The 15735-nt window shown below is 62.5% G+C and carries 17 protein-coding genes; 9 read left to right on the top strand and 8 right to left on the bottom strand.

Translation table 11 applies throughout. The features are described from left to right. Positions 1-140: 140 nt before the first annotated feature. The gene (locus tag ACF8K2_RS06205; protein WP_392463921.1) at positions 141-542 is read left to right on the top strand and encodes a lysozyme inhibitor LprI family protein; all 402 of its coding nucleotides are present in this window, start codon (positions 141-143) and stop codon (positions 540-542) included. A gap of 103 nt (positions 543-645) precedes the next feature. Here ACF8K2_RS06205 and ACF8K2_RS06210 read toward each other — a convergent pair whose 3' ends face one another. After that, positions 646-1593: a GlxA family transcriptional regulator gene (locus ACF8K2_RS06210; protein ID WP_392463922.1), complete on the bottom strand. Its 948-nt coding sequence runs from the start codon at positions 1591-1593 to the stop codon at positions 646-648. A gap of 147 nt (positions 1594-1740) precedes the next feature. On the opposite strand from ACF8K2_RS06210, the gene choX reads away from it, so the two are divergent. The 5 genes from choX to ACF8K2_RS06235 all read left to right on the top strand — a co-directional run bounded on the left by choX (position 1741) and on the right by ACF8K2_RS06235 (position 5857). Further along, the gene (gene choX / locus ACF8K2_RS06215) at positions 1741-2685 is read left to right on the top strand and encodes a choline ABC transporter substrate-binding protein (RefSeq protein ID WP_392463923.1); all 945 of its coding nucleotides are present in this window, start codon (positions 1741-1743) and stop codon (positions 2683-2685) included. A 170-nt stretch (positions 2686-2855) separates the two neighbouring features. Continuing rightward, complete coding sequence (locus ACF8K2_RS06220) at positions 2856-3740, top strand: 3-keto-5-aminohexanoate cleavage protein (RefSeq protein WP_392463924.1); 885 nt, start codon at positions 2856-2858, stop codon at positions 3738-3740. A gap of 134 nt (positions 3741-3874) precedes the next feature. Then, positions 3875-4840: an L-carnitine dehydrogenase gene (locus ACF8K2_RS06225; RefSeq protein ID WP_392463925.1), complete on the top strand. Its 966-nt coding sequence runs from the start codon at positions 3875-3877 to the stop codon at positions 4838-4840. A gap of 10 nt (positions 4841-4850) precedes the next feature. Then, a complete protein-coding gene (locus ACF8K2_RS06230; protein ID WP_392463927.1) occupies positions 4851-5321 on the top strand; it encodes a thioesterase family protein in 471 nt (156 codons plus the stop codon). 278 nt (positions 5322-5599) lie between these two features. Next, the gene (locus ACF8K2_RS06235) at positions 5600-5857 is read left to right on the top strand and encodes a hypothetical protein (RefSeq protein ID WP_186552783.1); all 258 of its coding nucleotides are present in this window, start codon (positions 5600-5602) and stop codon (positions 5855-5857) included. Between the two features lie 176 nt (positions 5858-6033). Here the strand turns inward: ACF8K2_RS06235 and ACF8K2_RS06240 are convergent, their stop codons facing one another. Both ACF8K2_RS06240 and ACF8K2_RS06245 read right to left on the bottom strand, forming a co-directional pair. Further along, entirely contained in the window at positions 6034-7140 is a 1107-nt protein-coding gene (locus ACF8K2_RS06240; RefSeq protein WP_186552788.1) for a GlxA family transcriptional regulator, read from the bottom strand. Between the two features lie 470 nt (positions 7141-7610). Then, positions 7611-8987: an L-serine ammonia-lyase gene (locus tag ACF8K2_RS06245; protein WP_392463929.1), complete on the bottom strand. Its 1377-nt coding sequence runs from the start codon at positions 8985-8987 to the stop codon at positions 7611-7613. Between the two features lie 442 nt (positions 8988-9429). Here ACF8K2_RS06245 and ACF8K2_RS06250 point away from each other — a divergent pair, with 442 nt between their 5' ends. The 3 genes from ACF8K2_RS06250 (at position 9430) to choV (ending at position 12482) form a co-directional block, all read left to right on the top strand. Further along, positions 9430-10377 (top strand): choline ABC transporter substrate-binding protein, encoded by a 948-nt coding sequence (locus ACF8K2_RS06250; protein WP_264235269.1) that lies wholly within the window; start codon positions 9430-9432, stop codon positions 10375-10377. Between the two features lie 81 nt (positions 10378-10458). Further along, on the top strand, positions 10459-11307 hold the full coding sequence (choW, locus tag ACF8K2_RS06255; protein ID WP_186553218.1) for a choline ABC transporter permease subunit: 849 nt from the start codon (positions 10459-10461) through the stop codon (positions 11305-11307). Further along, positions 11304-12482 (top strand): choline ABC transporter ATP-binding protein, encoded by a 1179-nt coding sequence (gene choV / locus ACF8K2_RS06260; protein WP_186552791.1) that lies wholly within the window; start codon positions 11304-11306, stop codon positions 12480-12482. Before choW ends, choV begins: the two co-directional genes overlap by 4 nt. A 190-nt stretch (positions 12483-12672) precedes the next feature. Here choV and hisF read toward each other — a convergent pair whose 3' ends face one another. The 5 genes from hisF to hisB are packed head-to-tail and all read right to left on the bottom strand — an operon-like array spanning position 12673 to position 15711. Then, complete coding sequence (hisF, locus tag ACF8K2_RS06265; protein ID WP_264235267.1) at positions 12673-13443, bottom strand: imidazole glycerol phosphate synthase subunit HisF; 771 nt, start codon at positions 13441-13443, stop codon at positions 12673-12675. Between the two features lie 9 nt (positions 13444-13452). After that, the gene (gene hisA / locus ACF8K2_RS06270; protein WP_264235266.1) at positions 13453-14190 is read right to left on the bottom strand and encodes a 1-(5-phosphoribosyl)-5-[(5-phosphoribosylamino)methylideneamino]imidazole-4-carboxamide isomerase; all 738 of its coding nucleotides are present in this window, start codon (positions 14188-14190) and stop codon (positions 13453-13455) included. A gap of 27 nt (positions 14191-14217) precedes the next feature. Further along, entirely contained in the window at positions 14218-14478 is a 261-nt protein-coding gene (locus ACF8K2_RS06275) for a DUF2164 domain-containing protein (protein ID WP_186552794.1), read from the bottom strand. Next, the gene (gene hisH, locus ACF8K2_RS06280; RefSeq protein ID WP_186552795.1) at positions 14479-15117 is read right to left on the bottom strand and encodes an imidazole glycerol phosphate synthase subunit HisH; all 639 of its coding nucleotides are present in this window, start codon (positions 15115-15117) and stop codon (positions 14479-14481) included. It abuts the gene before it with no gap. Beyond that, the gene (gene hisB, locus ACF8K2_RS06285) at positions 15118-15711 is read right to left on the bottom strand and encodes an imidazoleglycerol-phosphate dehydratase HisB (RefSeq protein WP_186552796.1); all 594 of its coding nucleotides are present in this window, start codon (positions 15709-15711) and stop codon (positions 15118-15120) included. Between the last annotated feature and the right edge of the window lie 24 nt (positions 15712-15735).

Here is a 15735-nt window from a genome sequence, read left to right on the forward strand (position 1 = left end):
GCCGCACCCTGCGGTGTTGAGAGCGACTCTCGATAAGGGCATTTTCTGAACTTGATGAACATTTCGTCAGAGAGCTATCGTCCGCGGCCGGGCTGAGCGAGAATCAGCCCCGATTGCTCAGCCGGGTGAGGAGAAAACCGATGAAATCAATGGCATGGCTGGTTCTGACGGCCGTTGCGCTGGGCGCCCACGCCGGCGAGGAAGAAAGCACACCTTGCGATAATGTCGACAGCGACCAGCAAGGTTATGCCTGTGCGGCCTATAACAAGCAGACCGCCGAGCGTGAACTGAAAGCGGCGTTCGACGATTTGATCCAGCGCATTCGCGACCAGTATCCAGATGAAGGCGAGAAGGTCGAGGCGTTGTCGGCCCGTTTCCAAGCTGCCGAGACCCTGTGGACGCAAGTGCGTGATGCCGACTGCAAGGTCGAGACCTATGCCGAGAAACAGGGCACCAAGGCATTCCAGGCGGCTTGGGATACCTGTGTGGCGCAGCGTAGCGATGATCGCTCCGAGTATCTGCAGTCTATTGGTCAGCAGTAGGCTGCGCTGACGCTATCGCGGGGCAAGCCCGCTCCCACGTACTACCGACCCTGCGTGGGAGCGGGCTTGCCCCGCGATAGCGTCAGTGCAGACCACGGGTATCTCATGACACCGCACTGAGCTGCCGATCCTCGCGCGGACAGCGGGCAAACCTGGCCCGATAACAACGGGTGAAATACGACGCCGATTCAAACCCACAGGCAATGCTCACCTCCAGCACGCTCATGTCGGTCTGGCGCAACAACTGCCTGGCCTTGTCCAAGCGCAGGCGCAGGTAAAACCCGCTCGGGGTGTCTTCCAGGTGCAGCTTGAACAACCGCTCCAACTGGCGCCGGGTAATCTGCACCGCATCGGCCAGCACCTGGGTATTGAGCGGCTGCTCGGTATTGCGCTCCATCTCGCCAATCACCTTGACCAGCTTCTTGTTGCTGATCCCATAGCGTGAGGCGATCTGCATGCGCTGGTGATCCTGACGCGGGCGAATCCGCCCAAGCACGAACTGCTCGGACACCTGTACCGCTAATTCACTGCCATGGGCCTGGGCGATCAGGTCGAGCATCAGGTCAATCGAGGCGGTGCCGCCGGCACAGGTAATCCGCCGCCTATCTATTTCGAACAGCTCCTGCGTTGCCTGCAAACGCGGATAGCGTTCCTTGAACGCCTCCAACGCCTCCCAATGCAAGGTGGCTCGGTGGCCATCGAGCAAGCCCGCCTCCGCCAGCAGCATGGCCCCGGTATCGATCCCGCCCAGAATCACCCCGTCATGATCGAAGCGGCGCAAGCCTTGTTGCAGCCCAGGCCCAAAATGCGCCAATGGATCGAAGCCCGCCACCACCAGCAGCATCCGCCCCGGCGCCTCTTGCGCCAGCGCCGCATCGGCATTTACCGACATGCCATTGCTGGCCTGCACTGCACCGCCGTCTAAGCTGAGCACGCGCCAGTGGTACAGCGGCCCACGAAAGCGATTGGCCACGCGCAACGGTTCCACGGCGCTGATAAAGCCCATCGCCGAAAAGCCCGGCAGCAACAGAAAGTGGATGGTGTCCGGCATCGAATGCTCCACAGCAAAAGGTGGTCGCTTGGGTGCAAGTGTTGGTCGCCAGGGTGCGAATTTCCACCCTGTACGCCGCGTAGCTTATTCACACGGTCCGCAGAGGCCGCCCACCATAACAATATGCACTGCCGATGGAGAGCCACCATGCACAGCTTGATCCGCCGCAGCCTGTTATCCCTCGCCCTCACCAGCACCTTGGCAAGCCCAGTATTCGCCGCCGAGCCTGCGGCCTGTCAGAAGGTACGCCTGGGCGTGGTCAACTGGACCGACGTCATCGCCACCAGCGCCATGGCCCAGGTGCTGCTCGATGGCCTGGGTTACCAGACCAAGCAGACCAGCGCCTCGCAGCAGATCATCTTTGCCGGTATCCGCGACAAGCGCCTGGACATGTTCCTCGGCTACTGGAACCCGATCATGAACCAGACCATCACCCCATTCGTCGAGGCCAAGCAGGTCAAGGTGCTGGCCGAGCCGAGCCTGAGCGATGCGCGGGCGACCCTGGCGGTGCCCAAGTACCTGGCCGACAAAGGCCTGAAGCGCTTTGCCGACATTCACAAGTTCGACAAAGAGCTGGGCGGCAAGATCTACGGCATCGAGCCAGGCTCGGGGGCCAATACCCAGATCAAGGCGATGATCGCCAAGAATCAGTTCAATCTCGGCAAGTTCCAACTGGTCGAGTCCAGCGAGGCCGGCATGCTCGCTGCCGTCGACCGCGCTGTGCGGCGCAAGGAAGCGGTGGTGTTCTTCGGTTGGGCGCCGCACCCGATGAACGTCAACATCGACCTGGTCTACCTGGGCGACAGCCAGGATGCCCTGGGCCCGGACGAAGGCCGCGCCACGGTGTGGACGGTCACTGCGCCGGACTACGCCGAACGCTGCCCGAACGCCAGCCGGCTGCTGGCCAACCTGACCTTCAGCGCCGAGGACGAGAGCCGCATGATGCAGCCGCTGCTCGACCACAAGGACGCCCTGGAGTCGGCCCGCCAGTGGCTCAAAGACCACCCCGAAGACAAGGCGCGCTGGCTCGAAGGCGTGACCACCTTCGACGGCAAGCCTGCGGCGGACAACCTCAAGCTCACTGCCAACTGACCGTTCGCCATCGCGGGTCAAGCCCGCTCCCACGAGCGAACCCCAGGGTGACGCTCACACAGCGACCGCGTGGGAGCGGGCTTGCCCCGCGATGAGGCCACTACTGACACCCCCATTTACTCGTCGCCCGGCAGCCACGAAATGCCCCGACACGCCTGAAGGAAGCCAACATGAACCACGACATCATCATTACCTGCGCCCTCACCGGCGCCGGCGACACGGTAGCCAAAAGCCACCTGGTCCCGGTCACGCCCAAACAGATCGCCGAAGCTGCCGTCGAAGCCGCCAAGGCTGGCGCCACCGTGGTCCACTGCCACGTCCGCGACCCGCAAACCGGCCGCTTCAGCCGTGATGTCAACCTGTACCGCGAAGTCATGGAGCGCATCCGCGAAGCCGACATCGACATCATCGTCAACCTCACCGCCGGCATGGGCGGCGACCTGGAAATCGACCCCGGCGAACGCCCCATGGAATTCGGCCCAGGCACCGACCTGATCGGCCCACTGGAGCGCCTGGCCCACGTCGAAGCGCTACTGCCGGAAATCTGCACCCTCGACTGCGGCACGCTCAACTTCGGCGATGGCAATGCCATTTATGTCTCCACCCCCGCGCAACTGCGCGCCGGCGCCAAGCGCATCACCGAACTGGGGGTCAAAGCCGAGCTGGAAATCTTCGACACCGGCCATCTGTGGTTCGCCAAGCAGATGATCAAGGAAGGCCTGCTCGACGACCCGCTGTTCCAGCTGTGCCTGGGCATCCCCTGGGGCGCGCCGGCCGACACCACCACCATGAAGGCCATGGTCGACAACTTGCCACAAGGCGCGACCTGGGCCGGTTTCGGCATCGGCCGCATGCAGATGCCGATGGCCGCCCAGGCGGTGCTGCTCGGCGGTAACGTGCGGGTCGGGCTGGAAGACAACCTGTACTTGGACAAGGGCGTACTGGCCAGCAACGGCCAGCTGGTCGAGCGCGCGGTGGAGATCGTCAGCCGACTCGGTGCCCGCGTCCTGACCCCGGCAGAAGGTCGGGAAAAAATGAACCTCAAGCGCCGTTGATGCCATTGGCAGCAGGCCTGCCCTTGCGACAGACAGCGCGCAGATGGCACCGGCTGCGCCGGTGTTCGCGGGCAAGCCCGCTCCCACAGGATTAGCGTCAAGCCAATTTTCTCTGTTTACCCTGAGGACTCGACATGCCTTTCATCACCGAGATCAAAACCTTCGCTGCGCTGGGCAGTGGCGTCATCGGCAGTGGCTGGGTTGCCCGGGCGCTTGCCCACGGCCTGGACGTGATCGCCTGGGACCCGGCGCCCGGCGCCGAAGCGGCCCTGCGCCAGCGCATCGCCAATGCTTGGCCGGCACTGGAGAAACAAGGCCTGGCCCCCGGCGCAGCGCAGCAGCGCCTACGTTTTGTGCCCACCATCGAGGAATGCGTGCGCGATGCTGATTTCATCCAGGAAAGCGCCCCAGAGCGGTTGGAGCTGAAACTGGAACTGCATGCCAAGATCAGCGCCGCAGCCAAGCCCAATGCGATCATTGGTTCGAGCACTTCGGGACTGCTGCCGAGCGAATTCTACGAGTCCGCGACTCACCCCGAGCGCTGCGTGGTTGGCCATCCGTTCAACCCGGTGTACCTGTTGCCGCTGGTCGAAATCGTTGGCGGCCGCAACACCGCACCCCAAGCCATCGAGGCGGCGAAAACCATCTACACCGCGCTGGGCATGCGCCCGCTGCATGTGCGCAAGGAAGTCCCTGGTTTTATCGCCGACCGCCTGCTCGAAGCGCTCTGGCGCGAGGCCTTGCACCTGGTTAACGATGGCGTGGCGAGCACCGGTGAAATCGACGACGCGATCCGCTTCGGCGCGGGCCTGCGCTGGTCGTTCATGGGCACCTTCCTGACCTACACCCTGGCAGGCGGCGACGCCGGGATGCGTCATTTCATGGCCCAGTTCGGCCCTGCCCTGCAGCTGCCTTGGACCTACCTCCCAGCGCCACAGCTGACCGACCAACTGATCGACGATGTGGTCGATGGCACCGCCGAGCAACAAGGCGAACGCAGCATCGCTGCACTTGAGCGCTATCGTGATGACTGCCTGCTGGCGGTGCTCGATGCGGTCAGGACCACCAAGGCCCGGCACGGCATGGCCTTCGGCGAGTGAGGAGATAACGATGCCGGCACTGATCACCTATCGCACCCCAGTGTTGCAGGACTGGGTCGACTACAACGGCCACCTGCGCGACGCCTATTACCTGCTGATCTTCAGCTACGCCACCGATGCGCTGATGGAGCGCATCGGCCTGGACGCCGACAGCCGTGGTCAGAGCGGGCACTCGCTGTTCACCCTGGAGGCGCATATCAACTACCTGCATGAGGTGAAGCTCGCCAGCGAGGTGTGGGTACAGACGCAGGTTATCGGGTTCGATCGCAAGCGCCTGCACCTGTATCACAGCCTGCACCGGGCCGGCTTCGACGAGGCCCTGGCGGCCAGCGAGCAGATGCTGCTGCATGTGGACCTGGCAGGGCCGAAGTCGGCGCCGTTCGCTGAGCTCAGCCTGGCACGGTTGCAAGCGCTAGTAGACGAACAGCAGGACCTGCCCGCTGCACAATTCGCCGGCCGGGTGATAAAACTCCCAAGCTAAAACATTCACCTGCCCCAAAAAATAACCCCGCAAAGCCGTGAGCTAGCGGGGCCAAGAGCGAGCAACATCCACCGTGACGTGCGAGGGTGACCAAACCCTGCGTTGCCGTGAATGACCCCAGTGTGCTGACTTCCCAGGCAATTGATTTAGCCGGGAACGACCTGTTCTTAGCCAAAGCAGTCATTGCGACATTCTGTCCTTGCCGGTACGCGGGGTTGGTCACAGAATCGACTGACAATCACAGCAGCACTCTCTTAGCGATAAAAGGGACAACAGCCATGATGCATGCGGATTTGATTGATCAGGACGACCTGTTGGGCCACCTGCGCGCGCGGGGCTTCGACATTCCGGCCGGGGCCAGTGCCGAACAGGCCTGCGAAGCGGTGGTGCGCGGGCTGACCGAGCCTAATGCGCGAGCGCTCAAGGGCATGGTCGAGCAGATGTATACCGGTAGCGCGACGATTCTGCCGGCGGTACGCCAAGCAATCGAGCAGCAGCTGCTGCCAGCGCTGGCGCAGTACAGCAAGCGCGCTTGAGGATTTGCGAGGGCTGCGCCCTCGTTCGCGGGCAAGCCCGCTCCCACAGGGTGTGCGCAGATCTGAAGCCTGCGCAATTTCTGTAGGAGCGGCGGTTGGTGTTATTGACTACAAACCCTGAAACCGCCTCCGGCTCCTGTGGGAGCGGGCGTGCCCGCGAAAGGCACGACGCGCAGTCAGAGCCTCACACTGGCAAACGTCGACTCGTTACGCGCCTGGCTAAGTGCCGCCAACGGCCCGCTGTGCGGCGACAGCGCCATGGCCTGTGGGATCGGCATCATCGCCACCTGCTGGGCGGTGTTGGAGCCAACACGCTCATCGCGCGGCGGAATGCCGAAGTACTCGCGGTAGCACTTGGAGAAGTGCGGCGTGGAGACGAAGCCACACACCGAGGCCACTTCGATGATCGACATCGGAGTCTGCTTGAGCAGCTGACGGGCGCGGATCAGTCGCAGCTTGAGGTAGTAGCGCGATGGCGAGCAGTGCAGATATTTCTGGAACAACCGCTCGAGCTGCCGGCGCGATACCGCCACATACACCGCGAGCTCGTCGAGATCGATCGGCTCCTCAAGGTTAGCCTCCATCAGCGCCACGATCTCCTGCAACTTCGGCTGATTGGTGCCGAGCATGTGCTTGAGCGGTACGCGCTGGTGATCTTGCTCGTTGCGGATGCGCTCGTAGACGAACATCTCGGAGATGGCTGCCGACAGTTCGCGACCATGATCGCGGCTGATCAGGTGCAGCATCATGTCCAGCGGCGCAGTGCCGCCAGAGCTGGTGAAGCGGTTGCGGTCGAGGGTGAACAGGCGGGTGCTCATGTTGACCCGCGGGAAGGCTTCCTGCATCGATGCCAGGCATTCCCAGTGCACGCTGCAATCAAAGCCATCGAGCAGACCGGCACAGGCCAGCGCCCAACTGCCGGTACACACCGCACCCAAGCGGCGCGACTGGCGGGCCTGGGCTTGCAGCCAGGTGACATGCTCGCGGGTGACGGTGCGCTGGATACCCACGCCGCCGCAGACGATCACAGTATCGATCGGCGGCGCGCTGTGCATCGCTGCATCCGGGGTGATCTGCAGACCGTCACTGGCCCAGACCTGGCCACCATCGACCGTCAGGGTGTGCCAGCGATACAGCTCGCGACCGGAGAGTTGGTTGGCCATGCGCAGCGGCTCGACAGCCGATGCCAAGGAGATCAGAGTGAAGTTGTCCAGCAGGAGAAATCCGATGGACTGGGGAGCTGTGCGGTTCTGGGTTTGGGTCCCGGAGGTGTACGACGTCATCGCGATTTCTCCTCACACAAATGCAGGGTGTGCCTCAGGCGGGCACTGTTCTTGTAATGGCCCCAGTTCGTTTGCGGGGGCTTTGCCAATTCCAACGCAAATGGCATGCCTGAAATTGAACGCGCATCCAACAAAATCCAAAAACGACCTTCAAGGCCTGTGGATCCAGAGTTTTCCTACAGCGCTGTAAGATGCTCAAACTTGCGTTGTAGGGCTTTTCCTTCGTAACAGTGAGCATTTCGGTAGCAGTGCCTGGGTACATATCAGTGAGCGACATGTGGCCCTGTCACCGCATCAGTATCAGCCTGCTGCACAGTTAAGTTGAAAATGCTGATGACCGGCGCACCAAATTGAGGCGGGTTGATTTCAGCGTGTAACCCAATCGCGGGCAAGCCCACTCCTACAGGGGTTACACCGAACCCTGCAGGAGCGGGCTTGCCCGCGAATCGCAAGCGCGACATGGTCGTAGATCAACACTCGATCGCACTGACGGCGAGGCCGCCGCGCGAGGTTTCCTTGTACTTGTCGTGCATGTCGGCGCCGGTATCGCGCATGGTGCGGATGACCTGGTCGAGCGAAATGAAGTGCTCGCCGTCTCCGCGCAGGGCCATCTGCACGGCGTTGATCGCCTTGACTGCGGCAATCGCGTTGCGCTCGATACACGGCACCTGAACCAACCCGCCAACCGGGTCGCAGGTCAGCCCCAGGTTGTGCTCCAAGGCGATTTCAGCGGCGTTCTCCAATTGCCCCGGCGTGGCGCCGAGCACCTGGGCCAAGCCTGCGGCAGCCATCGCGCAGGCCGAACCGACCTCCCCCTGACAGCCCACTTCAGCACCGGATATCGAAGCGTTCTTCTTGCACAAGATGCCCACCGCTGCGGCGCCGAGGAAGAAGTCCACCACGTTGCTGTCATCGACCACGTCGGAGAAGCGCATGTAGTAGTGCAGCACCGCCGGGATAATCCCCGCCGCACCGTTGGTGGGCGCGGTGACCATGCGCCCGCCTGCGGCGTTTTCTTCGTTGACCGCCAGGGCGAACAGGTTGACCCACTCCATCGCGCTCATGGTCGAGCCGATCACGTTGGGTTTGCCGATCTCTTGCAGGCTGCGGTGCAGCTTGGCCGCACGCCGGCGCACATTGAGCCCGCCGGGCAGCAGGCCCTCGTGCTTGAGGCCGTTGGTCACGCACTCCTGCATGGCCTCCCAGAGCGTGAGCAGGCCGGCGCGGATCTCGGCTTCGCTGCGCCACACCCGCTCGTTGGCCATCATCAATTGCGACACGCTGAGGTCGTTTTGCTTGCACAGGCGCAGCAGCTCGGCGGCGCTGTTGAAATCGTAGGGCAGCACCGTCTGGTCGGCATCCAGCACGCCGCTGGCGGCTTGCGCGGCATCGACCACGAAGCCGCCGCCGACCGAGTAGTAGGTGTCCTGGTGCAGCTCGCCGTGCTCCCCCTCGGCGATCAAGGTCATGGCGTTGGGGTGATACGGCAGGTTCTGCTCAAGCAGTTGCATGTCGCGGGCCCAGATGAACTCGATGGGCAGGCGATTATCCAGCTTGAGGATATTGGTTTCGCGCAGGTCGGCGATGCGCGGGACGATCTGGCTCGGGTCGATGGCATCCGGCCATTCGCCCATCAGGCCCATGATGGTGGCGTTGTCGGTGCCATGACCGACCCCGGTGGCGGACAACGAGCCATACAGGCGCACCTCGATACGTCGCACCTGCTCCAGCTCGCCACGCTCACGCAGGCCCTGGACGAACAGCGCGCCGGCGCGCATGGGGCCGACGGTGTGTGAGCTGGAAGGCCCGACACCGATCTTGAACAGGTCGAACACGCTGATGGCCATTGTCGAATCACCTCTTGATGGGCTTGTCTGACCGCGCCATGTGGGCGGCCCCGCAGCTGCTAGTCTGAAACCGGCGAGCTGCCGCTAATGCACGCATCATCGGGCTTTTACCTTCCCCTTCGCCGTCTGCAACCGACGTACTTTTGTCCGACCGCGCCGCACTGATCCGGGCCTGTTTGCGCCGCTTTCGGGCGATCGAATGACGTAAAAACGCGGCCGTAGGGGTGGAAAAATCCATATGCGACATCGCCCGTACTGGAAGCGACCCATCCTGTACTGGTTACGACCCTACCAGTAGGCGATTGCCCAACGCTGGAGGATTATCGAAAGCGACTCGTATTGCACGGCCTCGCATCCTGCCCTCTGCAGGCCTGGTTGACCGGACCCTGAGAAAGCCCGGCAACCCTCGCGAACCCGAAGAAAAAACTACAGGAGTCCATCCATGAAAGGTTCACCCTCGCTGTTGCTGGTCGCGTTGCTTGCCGCACCGTTGCTGGCTCAGGCCGCCGAACCCGAACAGTGTCAGACGGTACGTTTCTCGGATGTCGGCTGGACCGACATCACCGTGACCACCGCCGTGACCAGCGTCGTGCTCGAAGCCCTGGGCTACAAGACCCACACCACCATGATCTCGGTACCGGTGACCTACAAGTCGCTGGCGGCCGGCAAGGATTTGGACGTGTTCCTCGGCAACTGGATGCCAACCATGGAGAACGACATCAAGCAGTACCGCGACGCCGGCACCGTCGAGACCGTGCGGGCCAATCTGGAAAACGCCAAGTACACCCTGGCAGTACCGCAGGCGCTGTACGACAAGGGTCTGAAGGATTTCGCCGACATTGCCAAGTTCAAGACAGAGCTCGGCGGCAAGATCTACGGCATCGAGCCCGGCAACGACGGCAACCGCACCATCCAGAGCATGATCGACAAGGACGCCTTCGGCCTGAAAAGCGCCGGTTTCAAGATCGTCCAGTCCAGTGAGGCGGGCATGCTCTCGCAGGTGGATCGCGCGCAGAAACGCGGCGAGGCGGTGGTGTTCCTCGGTTGGGAACCGCACCCGATGAACAAGCGCTTCAAGATGCAGTACCTGACCGGTGGCGACGAGTTCTTCGGCCCCGACTTCGGCAAGGCGACGGTCCTGACCAATACCCGCAAGGGCTATGCACAGGAGTGCAGCAACGTTGGCCAGTTGCTGAAGAACCTGTCGTTTACCCTCGACATGGAAAGCGAGCTGATGGGCAAGGTCCTGGACGACAAGCAAAAGCCCGACGCGGCCGCCAAGGCGTGGCTTAAAAACAACCCGCAAGTGCTCGACACCTGGCTGGCCGGGGTGACGACCGTGGACGGCAAACCGGGCTTGGAGGCGGCCAAGGCAAAGCTTGCGCAGTAACGCAGTAGCAGTAGGCACTACCTCGCAGCGGCACCGTGGCCGCTGCGGACTGATTCCAATCTATGCAGGTGGAAGCTCGCTATCATGCTCATTGATCAGAAAATACCCCTGGGACAGTACATCGCGTCGTTCGTCGAATGGCTGACCCAGAACGGCGCCGAGTATTTCGACGCCATCGCCCAAGGCCTGGAATTCATGATCCATGGGGTCACCAGTGCCCTGACCTGGTTCAACCCCCTCGTCCTTATTGCCCTGTTCGCTGCCCTGGCTCACCTGATCCAGCGCAAATGGGCGCTCACCGCCTTCGTCGCCCTGTCGTTCCTGCTGATCCTCAACCTGGGGTACTGGCAAGAAACCATGGAGACCCTTGCCCAAGTGACCTTCGCCACCGTGGTGTGCGTGGCCATCGGCGTGCCACTGGGCATCCTTGCCGCGCACAAGCCGATGTTCTACACCGCCATGCGCCCGGTGCTCGACCTGATGCAGACAGTGCCGACCTTCGTCTACCTGATCCCGACCCTGACCCTGTTTGGCCTGGGGGTAGTGCCGGGGCTGATCTCGACCGTGGTGTTCGCCATTGCCGCGCCAATCCGCCTGACCTACCTGGGCATTTGCGACGTGCCGCAAGAGCTGCTCGATGCCGGCAAGGCCTTTGGCTGCTCGCGTCGCCAGTTGCTGACGCGCATCGAACTGCCACATGCGATGCCGAGCATCGCCGCGGGCGTGACCCAATGCATCATGCTGTCGCTGTCGATGGTGGTGATCGCCGCCCTGGTAGGCGCCGATGGCCTGGGCAAACCTGTAGTCAACGCACTGAACACCGCCGATATCTCCCTCGGCTTCGAAGCGGGCCTGGCGATCGTGCTGCTGGCGATCATGCTCGACCGTATCTGCAAGCAACCGGAAGTCACGGTAAGGGGTGAGGCATGAGCATCATTCGATTCGAAGACGTCGACGTCATCTTCTCCAACAAGCCGCGCGAGGCCCTGGCGCTGCTCGACAAAGGCCTGAGCCGCGAGCAGATCCTCAAGCAGACTGGCCTGGTGGTCGGGGTGGAAAAGGCCAACCTGGACATCAACAAAGGCGAGATCTGCGTGCTGATGGGCTTGTCTGGCTCCGGCAAATCGAGCCTGCTGCGCTGCATCAACGGCCTCAACACCGTCAGCCGCGGCAAGCTGTTCGTCGAGCACGAAGGCAACCACATCGACATCGCCCACTGCACCCCGGCCGAGCTGAAGATGATGCGCACCAAGCGCATTGCCATGGTGTTCCAGAAGTTCGCCCTGATGCCTTGGCTGACGGTGCGCGAGAACATCAGCTTTGGCCTGGAGATGCAGGGCCGGCCGGAAAAAGAGCGGCGCAAGCTGGTTGATGAAAAGCTTGAGCTGGTGGGCCTGACCCAGTGGCGCAACAAGAAGCCCGACGAGCTGTCCGGCGGCATGCAGCAGCGCGTGGGCCTGGCCCGGGCACTGGCGATGGATGCCGATATCCTGCTGATGGACGAACCGTTCTCGGCACTCGACCCTTTGATCCGCCAGGGTTTGCAGGACGAACTGCTGGAGCTGCAGCGCAAGCTGAGCAAGACCATCGTGTTCGTCAGCCACGACCTGGACGAGGCGCTCAAGCTCGGCAGCCGCATCGCCATCATGAAAGATGGGCGGATCATCCAGTACAGCAAGCCTGAGGAGATCGTGCTCAACCCTGCCGACGAGTATGTGCGCACCTTTGTCGCCCATACCAACCCACTCAACGTACTGTGCGGGCGCAGCCTGATGCGCACGCTGGACAAGTGCAAGCGGATCAATGGTTCGGTGTGCCTGGATCCGGGTGGTGATTCGTGGCTGGACCTGGGTGAAGGCAATTCACTCAAGCGTGCGCGCCAGGGCCAGAATGGCCTGGATATGCAGAACTGGGCGCCAGGGCAGGCCGTTGAGGGGCTGGATCGCAAACCGACCCTGGTGCATGCGGATATCGGCATGCGCGAAGCGCTGCAGATTCGCTATCAGACGGGGAACAAGCTGGTGTTGCAGGAGAACGACAAGGTGGTCGGGATTCTGGGCGATACCGAGCTTTACCACGCGCTGCTGGGCAAGAATCACGGCTGATGCCCGTGGAAACGGGCGCGTGGGAGCTTCGTGGGAGCGGGCTTGCCCCGCGCGATAGCGATGGTGAATGTTCCACTGCAATCGCGGGGCAAGCCCGCTCCCACGCGCCAGCTCCCACGAAGCAGCTGCGACGCACCCCACGTAGCAGTCGCACTGCATAGCGCTTTTGCGAGCGCTATGCAGGTCAGTCTTAGCGAACGACGATCCCGCGCGCAGCCATGTAGGCCTTGGCCTCAGGCACGGTGTACTCGCCGAAGTGGAAGATACTCGCCGCCAACACCGCGCTGGCATGCCCTTCCAGAATCCCGTCAGCCAAGTGCTGCAGATTACCCACACCTCCCGAAGCGATCACCGGAATCCCCAGCGCGTCGCTGATGGCGCGGGTCACGCCCAGATCGAAGCCATTTTTCATGCCGTCCTGATCCATGCTGGTCAGCAGGATCTCACCGGCACCCAGGCCTTCCATCTTCTTCGCCCATTCCACCGCATCCAATCCGGTCGGCTTGCGCCCACCATGGGTGAAGATCTCCCAGCGCGGCGCTTCGCCCGACGCAGACACCTTCTTGGCATCGATGGCAACCACGATGCACTGCGAACCAAAGCGCTGCGCAGCCTCGCCGACGAACTCCGGATTGAACACCGCAGCGGTGTTGATCGAGACCTTGTCGGCACCGGCATTGAGCAGGTTGCGGATGTCTTGCACGGTACGTACGCCACCGCCGACGGTCAGCGGGATGAACACCTGGCTGGCCATGCGCTCGACGGTATGCAGGGTGGTGTCACGGCCATCGACGCTGGCGGTGATGTCGAGGAAGGTGATCTCGTCGGCCCCCTGTTCATCGTACCGACGCGCGATCTCAACCGGATCCCCGGCATCGCGGATGTTCTCGAACTTGACGCCCTTGACCACCCGGCCGTTGTCCACGTCCAGGCAAGGGATGATGCGCTTGGCCAGTGCCATGTCGTGTCCTCAGCCTTGGTATGTGTCGCAGAAGGCCTGGGCCTCGGCGACGTCCAGAGTACCTTCGTAGATCGCCCGGCCGGTGATGGCGCCGATGATGCCTGGAGCCTTGGCGTCGAGCAGGGCCTTGATATCACCCAGGTTGTGGATGCCGCCGGAGGCGATCACCGGGATCTGGGTGGCTTCGGCCAGGGCCTTGGTGAACGGCACGTTGCAGCCCTGCATCATGCCGTCCTTGGCGATGTCGGTGTAGACGATCGCCGAGACGCCATCGGCCTCGAAACGCTTGGCCAGGTCGATGACCTGCACCGAGCTGACTTCGGCCCAACCATCGGTGGCGACGAAGCCGTCTTTGGCATCCAGACCAACGATGACCTTGCCTGGGAAGGCCTTGCACGCCTCGGCGACGAACTCAGGCTGCTTGACCGCCTTGGTGCCGATGATCACGTAGCTGACGCCGGCCTTGACGTAGTGCTCGATGGTTTCCAGCGAGCGAATGCCGCCGCCGATCTGGATCGGCAGGTGCGGGTAGCGCTTGGCGATGGCAGTCACCACTTCGCCATTGACTGGCTGGCCTTCGAAGGCACCATTGAGGTCGACCAGGTGCAGGCGACGGCAGCCACCCTCAACCCATTTGGCGGCCATGCTCACCGGGTCATCGGAGAACACCGTGGAGTCTTCCATGCGGCCTTGGCGCAGGCGTACGCAGGCACCATCCTTGAGATCGATAGCGGGGATAATCAGCATCTTGGGAACCTGTCTAATCGGTGGATTTCAGGGCTTCTCTAACGCCCACAGGTCGCTTTCGATGCTCTCGAACCGCTCCTTGAGGTGCAGCTGAACATCGGCAATCGCCCTGTTGTAGTAGTGGGGTGCAATTTCCTTGCTGAACAGGTCAAGGACCTCGGCCACCTCGAACGACCCCAGCTCAAGCTCGAAGCGGTCTTCCAGGAAGCGCTTGAGCGTGTCGAGCGCTTCGCGCTCCTGCTCGGGGGCCAGGGTAATGATCGGGGCCTTGGTCCGCGACTTGCTCATTTACCAGCGCCCATCCCAGGCGACGAAGTTCTGCAGCAGTTGCAAGCCATGGGTATGGCTCTTCTCCGGATGGAACTGCACGGCAAACCGCGAGCCCTCGGCCAGCGCTGCGGCAAAGTCGACGCCATAGTGGCCGCGACCGACCACTTGGCCGGGCTTGCCAGCATGGATGTAGTAGCTGTGGACGAAGTAGAAGCGGGCACGATCGGGGATGTCATGCCACAGCGGATGCTCGACCGCATGGCTGACTTCGTTCCACCCCATGTGCGGCACCTTCAGGTGCTCGCCATCTTCTTGCAGGTCTTTGCCGAAGAAACGCACCTGGCCAGGGAACAGGCCGATGCAATCGACGCCGTCGTTCTCTTCACTGTGTTCGAGCAGCGCTTGCATGCCGACACAGATACCGAGGAACGGCCGGTCCTGGCTGACTTCGCGCACCAGGCTGTCAAAGCCCAGGCGGCGGATCTCGGCCATGCAGTCGCGAATCGCGCCGACACCTGGGAACACCACCCGGTCGGCCTCGCGGATCACCGCAGCGTCACTGGTGACCAGCACCTTGCCGGCGCCAACGTGCTCAAGCGCCTTGGCCACCGAGTGCAGGTTGCCCATGCCATAGTCGATTACGGCTACCGTCTGCATTTACAGGCATCCCTTGGTCGACGGCATCTGCCCGGCCATGCGCTCGTCCTGGGTCACGGCCATGCGCAGCGCGCGGCCGAAGGCCTTGAACACGGTCTCGATCTGGTGGTGGGTGTTGTGCCCACGCAGGTTGTCGATGTGCAGGGTCACCAGGGCGTGGTTGACGAAGCCTTGGAAGAATTCCTGGAACAGGTCGACATCGAAACCGCCAACTGAGGCGCGGGTGTACGGCACATGCATCTGCAGGCCTGGGCGGCCGGAGAAGTCGATGACCACGCGCGACAACGCTTCGTCCAGCGGCACGTAGGCATGGCCGTAGCGATAGATGCCTTTCTTGTCACCGATGGCCTGGGCGAATGCCTGGCCGAGGGTGATGCCGACGTCTTCGACAGTGTGGTGATCATCGATGTGCAGGTCGCCCTTGCACTCGATGTCCAGATCGATCAGCCCATGCCGGGCGATCTGGTCGAGCATGTGTTCAAGGAAAGGCACACCGATATCGAATCGGGCCTTGCCACTGCCATCGAGGTTGATCGAGGCCTTCACCTGGGTTTCCAGGGTATTGCGCTCGACGGAAGCCTTACGTTCGACCATCACCAGCTCCGCAAAATCATTGGG

The sequence above is a fragment of the Pseudomonas sp. xss_2 genome (assembly GCF_043104195.1).
In the GTDB taxonomy this organism is placed as follows: domain Bacteria; phylum Pseudomonadota; class Gammaproteobacteria; order Pseudomonadales; family Pseudomonadaceae; genus Aquipseudomonas; species Aquipseudomonas urmiensis.

What these genes read in the sequence shown, in the direction of transcription:
- ACF8K2_RS06250 (WP_264235269.1), top strand. Translation starts at nt 9,430, where the DNA reads ATGAAAGGTTCACCCTCGCTGTTGCTGGTCGCGTTGCTTGCCGCACCG.
- choX (WP_392463923.1), top strand. Translation starts at nt 1,741, where the DNA reads ATGCACAGCTTGATCCGCCGCAGCCTGTTATCCCTCGCCCTCACCAGC.
- ACF8K2_RS06230 (WP_392463927.1), top strand. Translation starts at nt 4,851, where the DNA reads ATGCCGGCACTGATCACCTATCGCACCCCAGTGTTGCAGGACTGGGTC.
- ACF8K2_RS06240 (WP_186552788.1), bottom strand. Translation starts at nt 7,140, where the DNA reads ATGACGTCGTACACCTCCGGGACCCAAACCCAGAACCGCACAGCTCCC.
- hisH (WP_186552795.1), bottom strand. Translation starts at nt 15,117, where the DNA reads ATGCAGACGGTAGCCGTAATCGACTATGGCATGGGCAACCTGCACTCG.
- ACF8K2_RS06210 (WP_392463922.1), bottom strand. Translation starts at nt 1,593, where the DNA reads ATGCCGGACACCATCCACTTTCTGTTGCTGCCGGGCTTTTCGGCGATG.
- ACF8K2_RS06235 (WP_186552783.1), top strand. Translation starts at nt 5,600, where the DNA reads ATGATGCATGCGGATTTGATTGATCAGGACGACCTGTTGGGCCACCTG.
- hisB (WP_186552796.1), bottom strand. Translation starts at nt 15,711, where the DNA reads ATGGTCGAACGTAAGGCTTCCGTCGAGCGCAATACCCTGGAAACCCAG.
- ACF8K2_RS06225 (WP_392463925.1), top strand. Translation starts at nt 3,875, where the DNA reads ATGCCTTTCATCACCGAGATCAAAACCTTCGCTGCGCTGGGCAGTGGC.
- ACF8K2_RS06220 (WP_392463924.1), top strand. Translation starts at nt 2,856, where the DNA reads ATGAACCACGACATCATCATTACCTGCGCCCTCACCGGCGCCGGCGAC.
- ACF8K2_RS06205 (WP_392463921.1), top strand. Translation starts at nt 141, where the DNA reads ATGAAATCAATGGCATGGCTGGTTCTGACGGCCGTTGCGCTGGGCGCC.
- ACF8K2_RS06245 (WP_392463929.1), bottom strand. Translation starts at nt 8,987, where the DNA reads ATGGCCATCAGCGTGTTCGACCTGTTCAAGATCGGTGTCGGGCCTTCC.
- hisF (WP_264235267.1), bottom strand. Translation starts at nt 13,443, where the DNA reads ATGGCACTGGCCAAGCGCATCATCCCTTGCCTGGACGTGGACAACGGC.
- hisA (WP_264235266.1), bottom strand. Translation starts at nt 14,190, where the DNA reads ATGCTGATTATCCCCGCTATCGATCTCAAGGATGGTGCCTGCGTACGC.
- ACF8K2_RS06275 (WP_186552794.1), bottom strand. Translation starts at nt 14,478, where the DNA reads ATGAGCAAGTCGCGGACCAAGGCCCCGATCATTACCCTGGCCCCCGAG.
- choV (WP_186552791.1), top strand. Translation starts at nt 11,304, where the DNA reads ATGAGCATCATTCGATTCGAAGACGTCGACGTCATCTTCTCCAACAAG.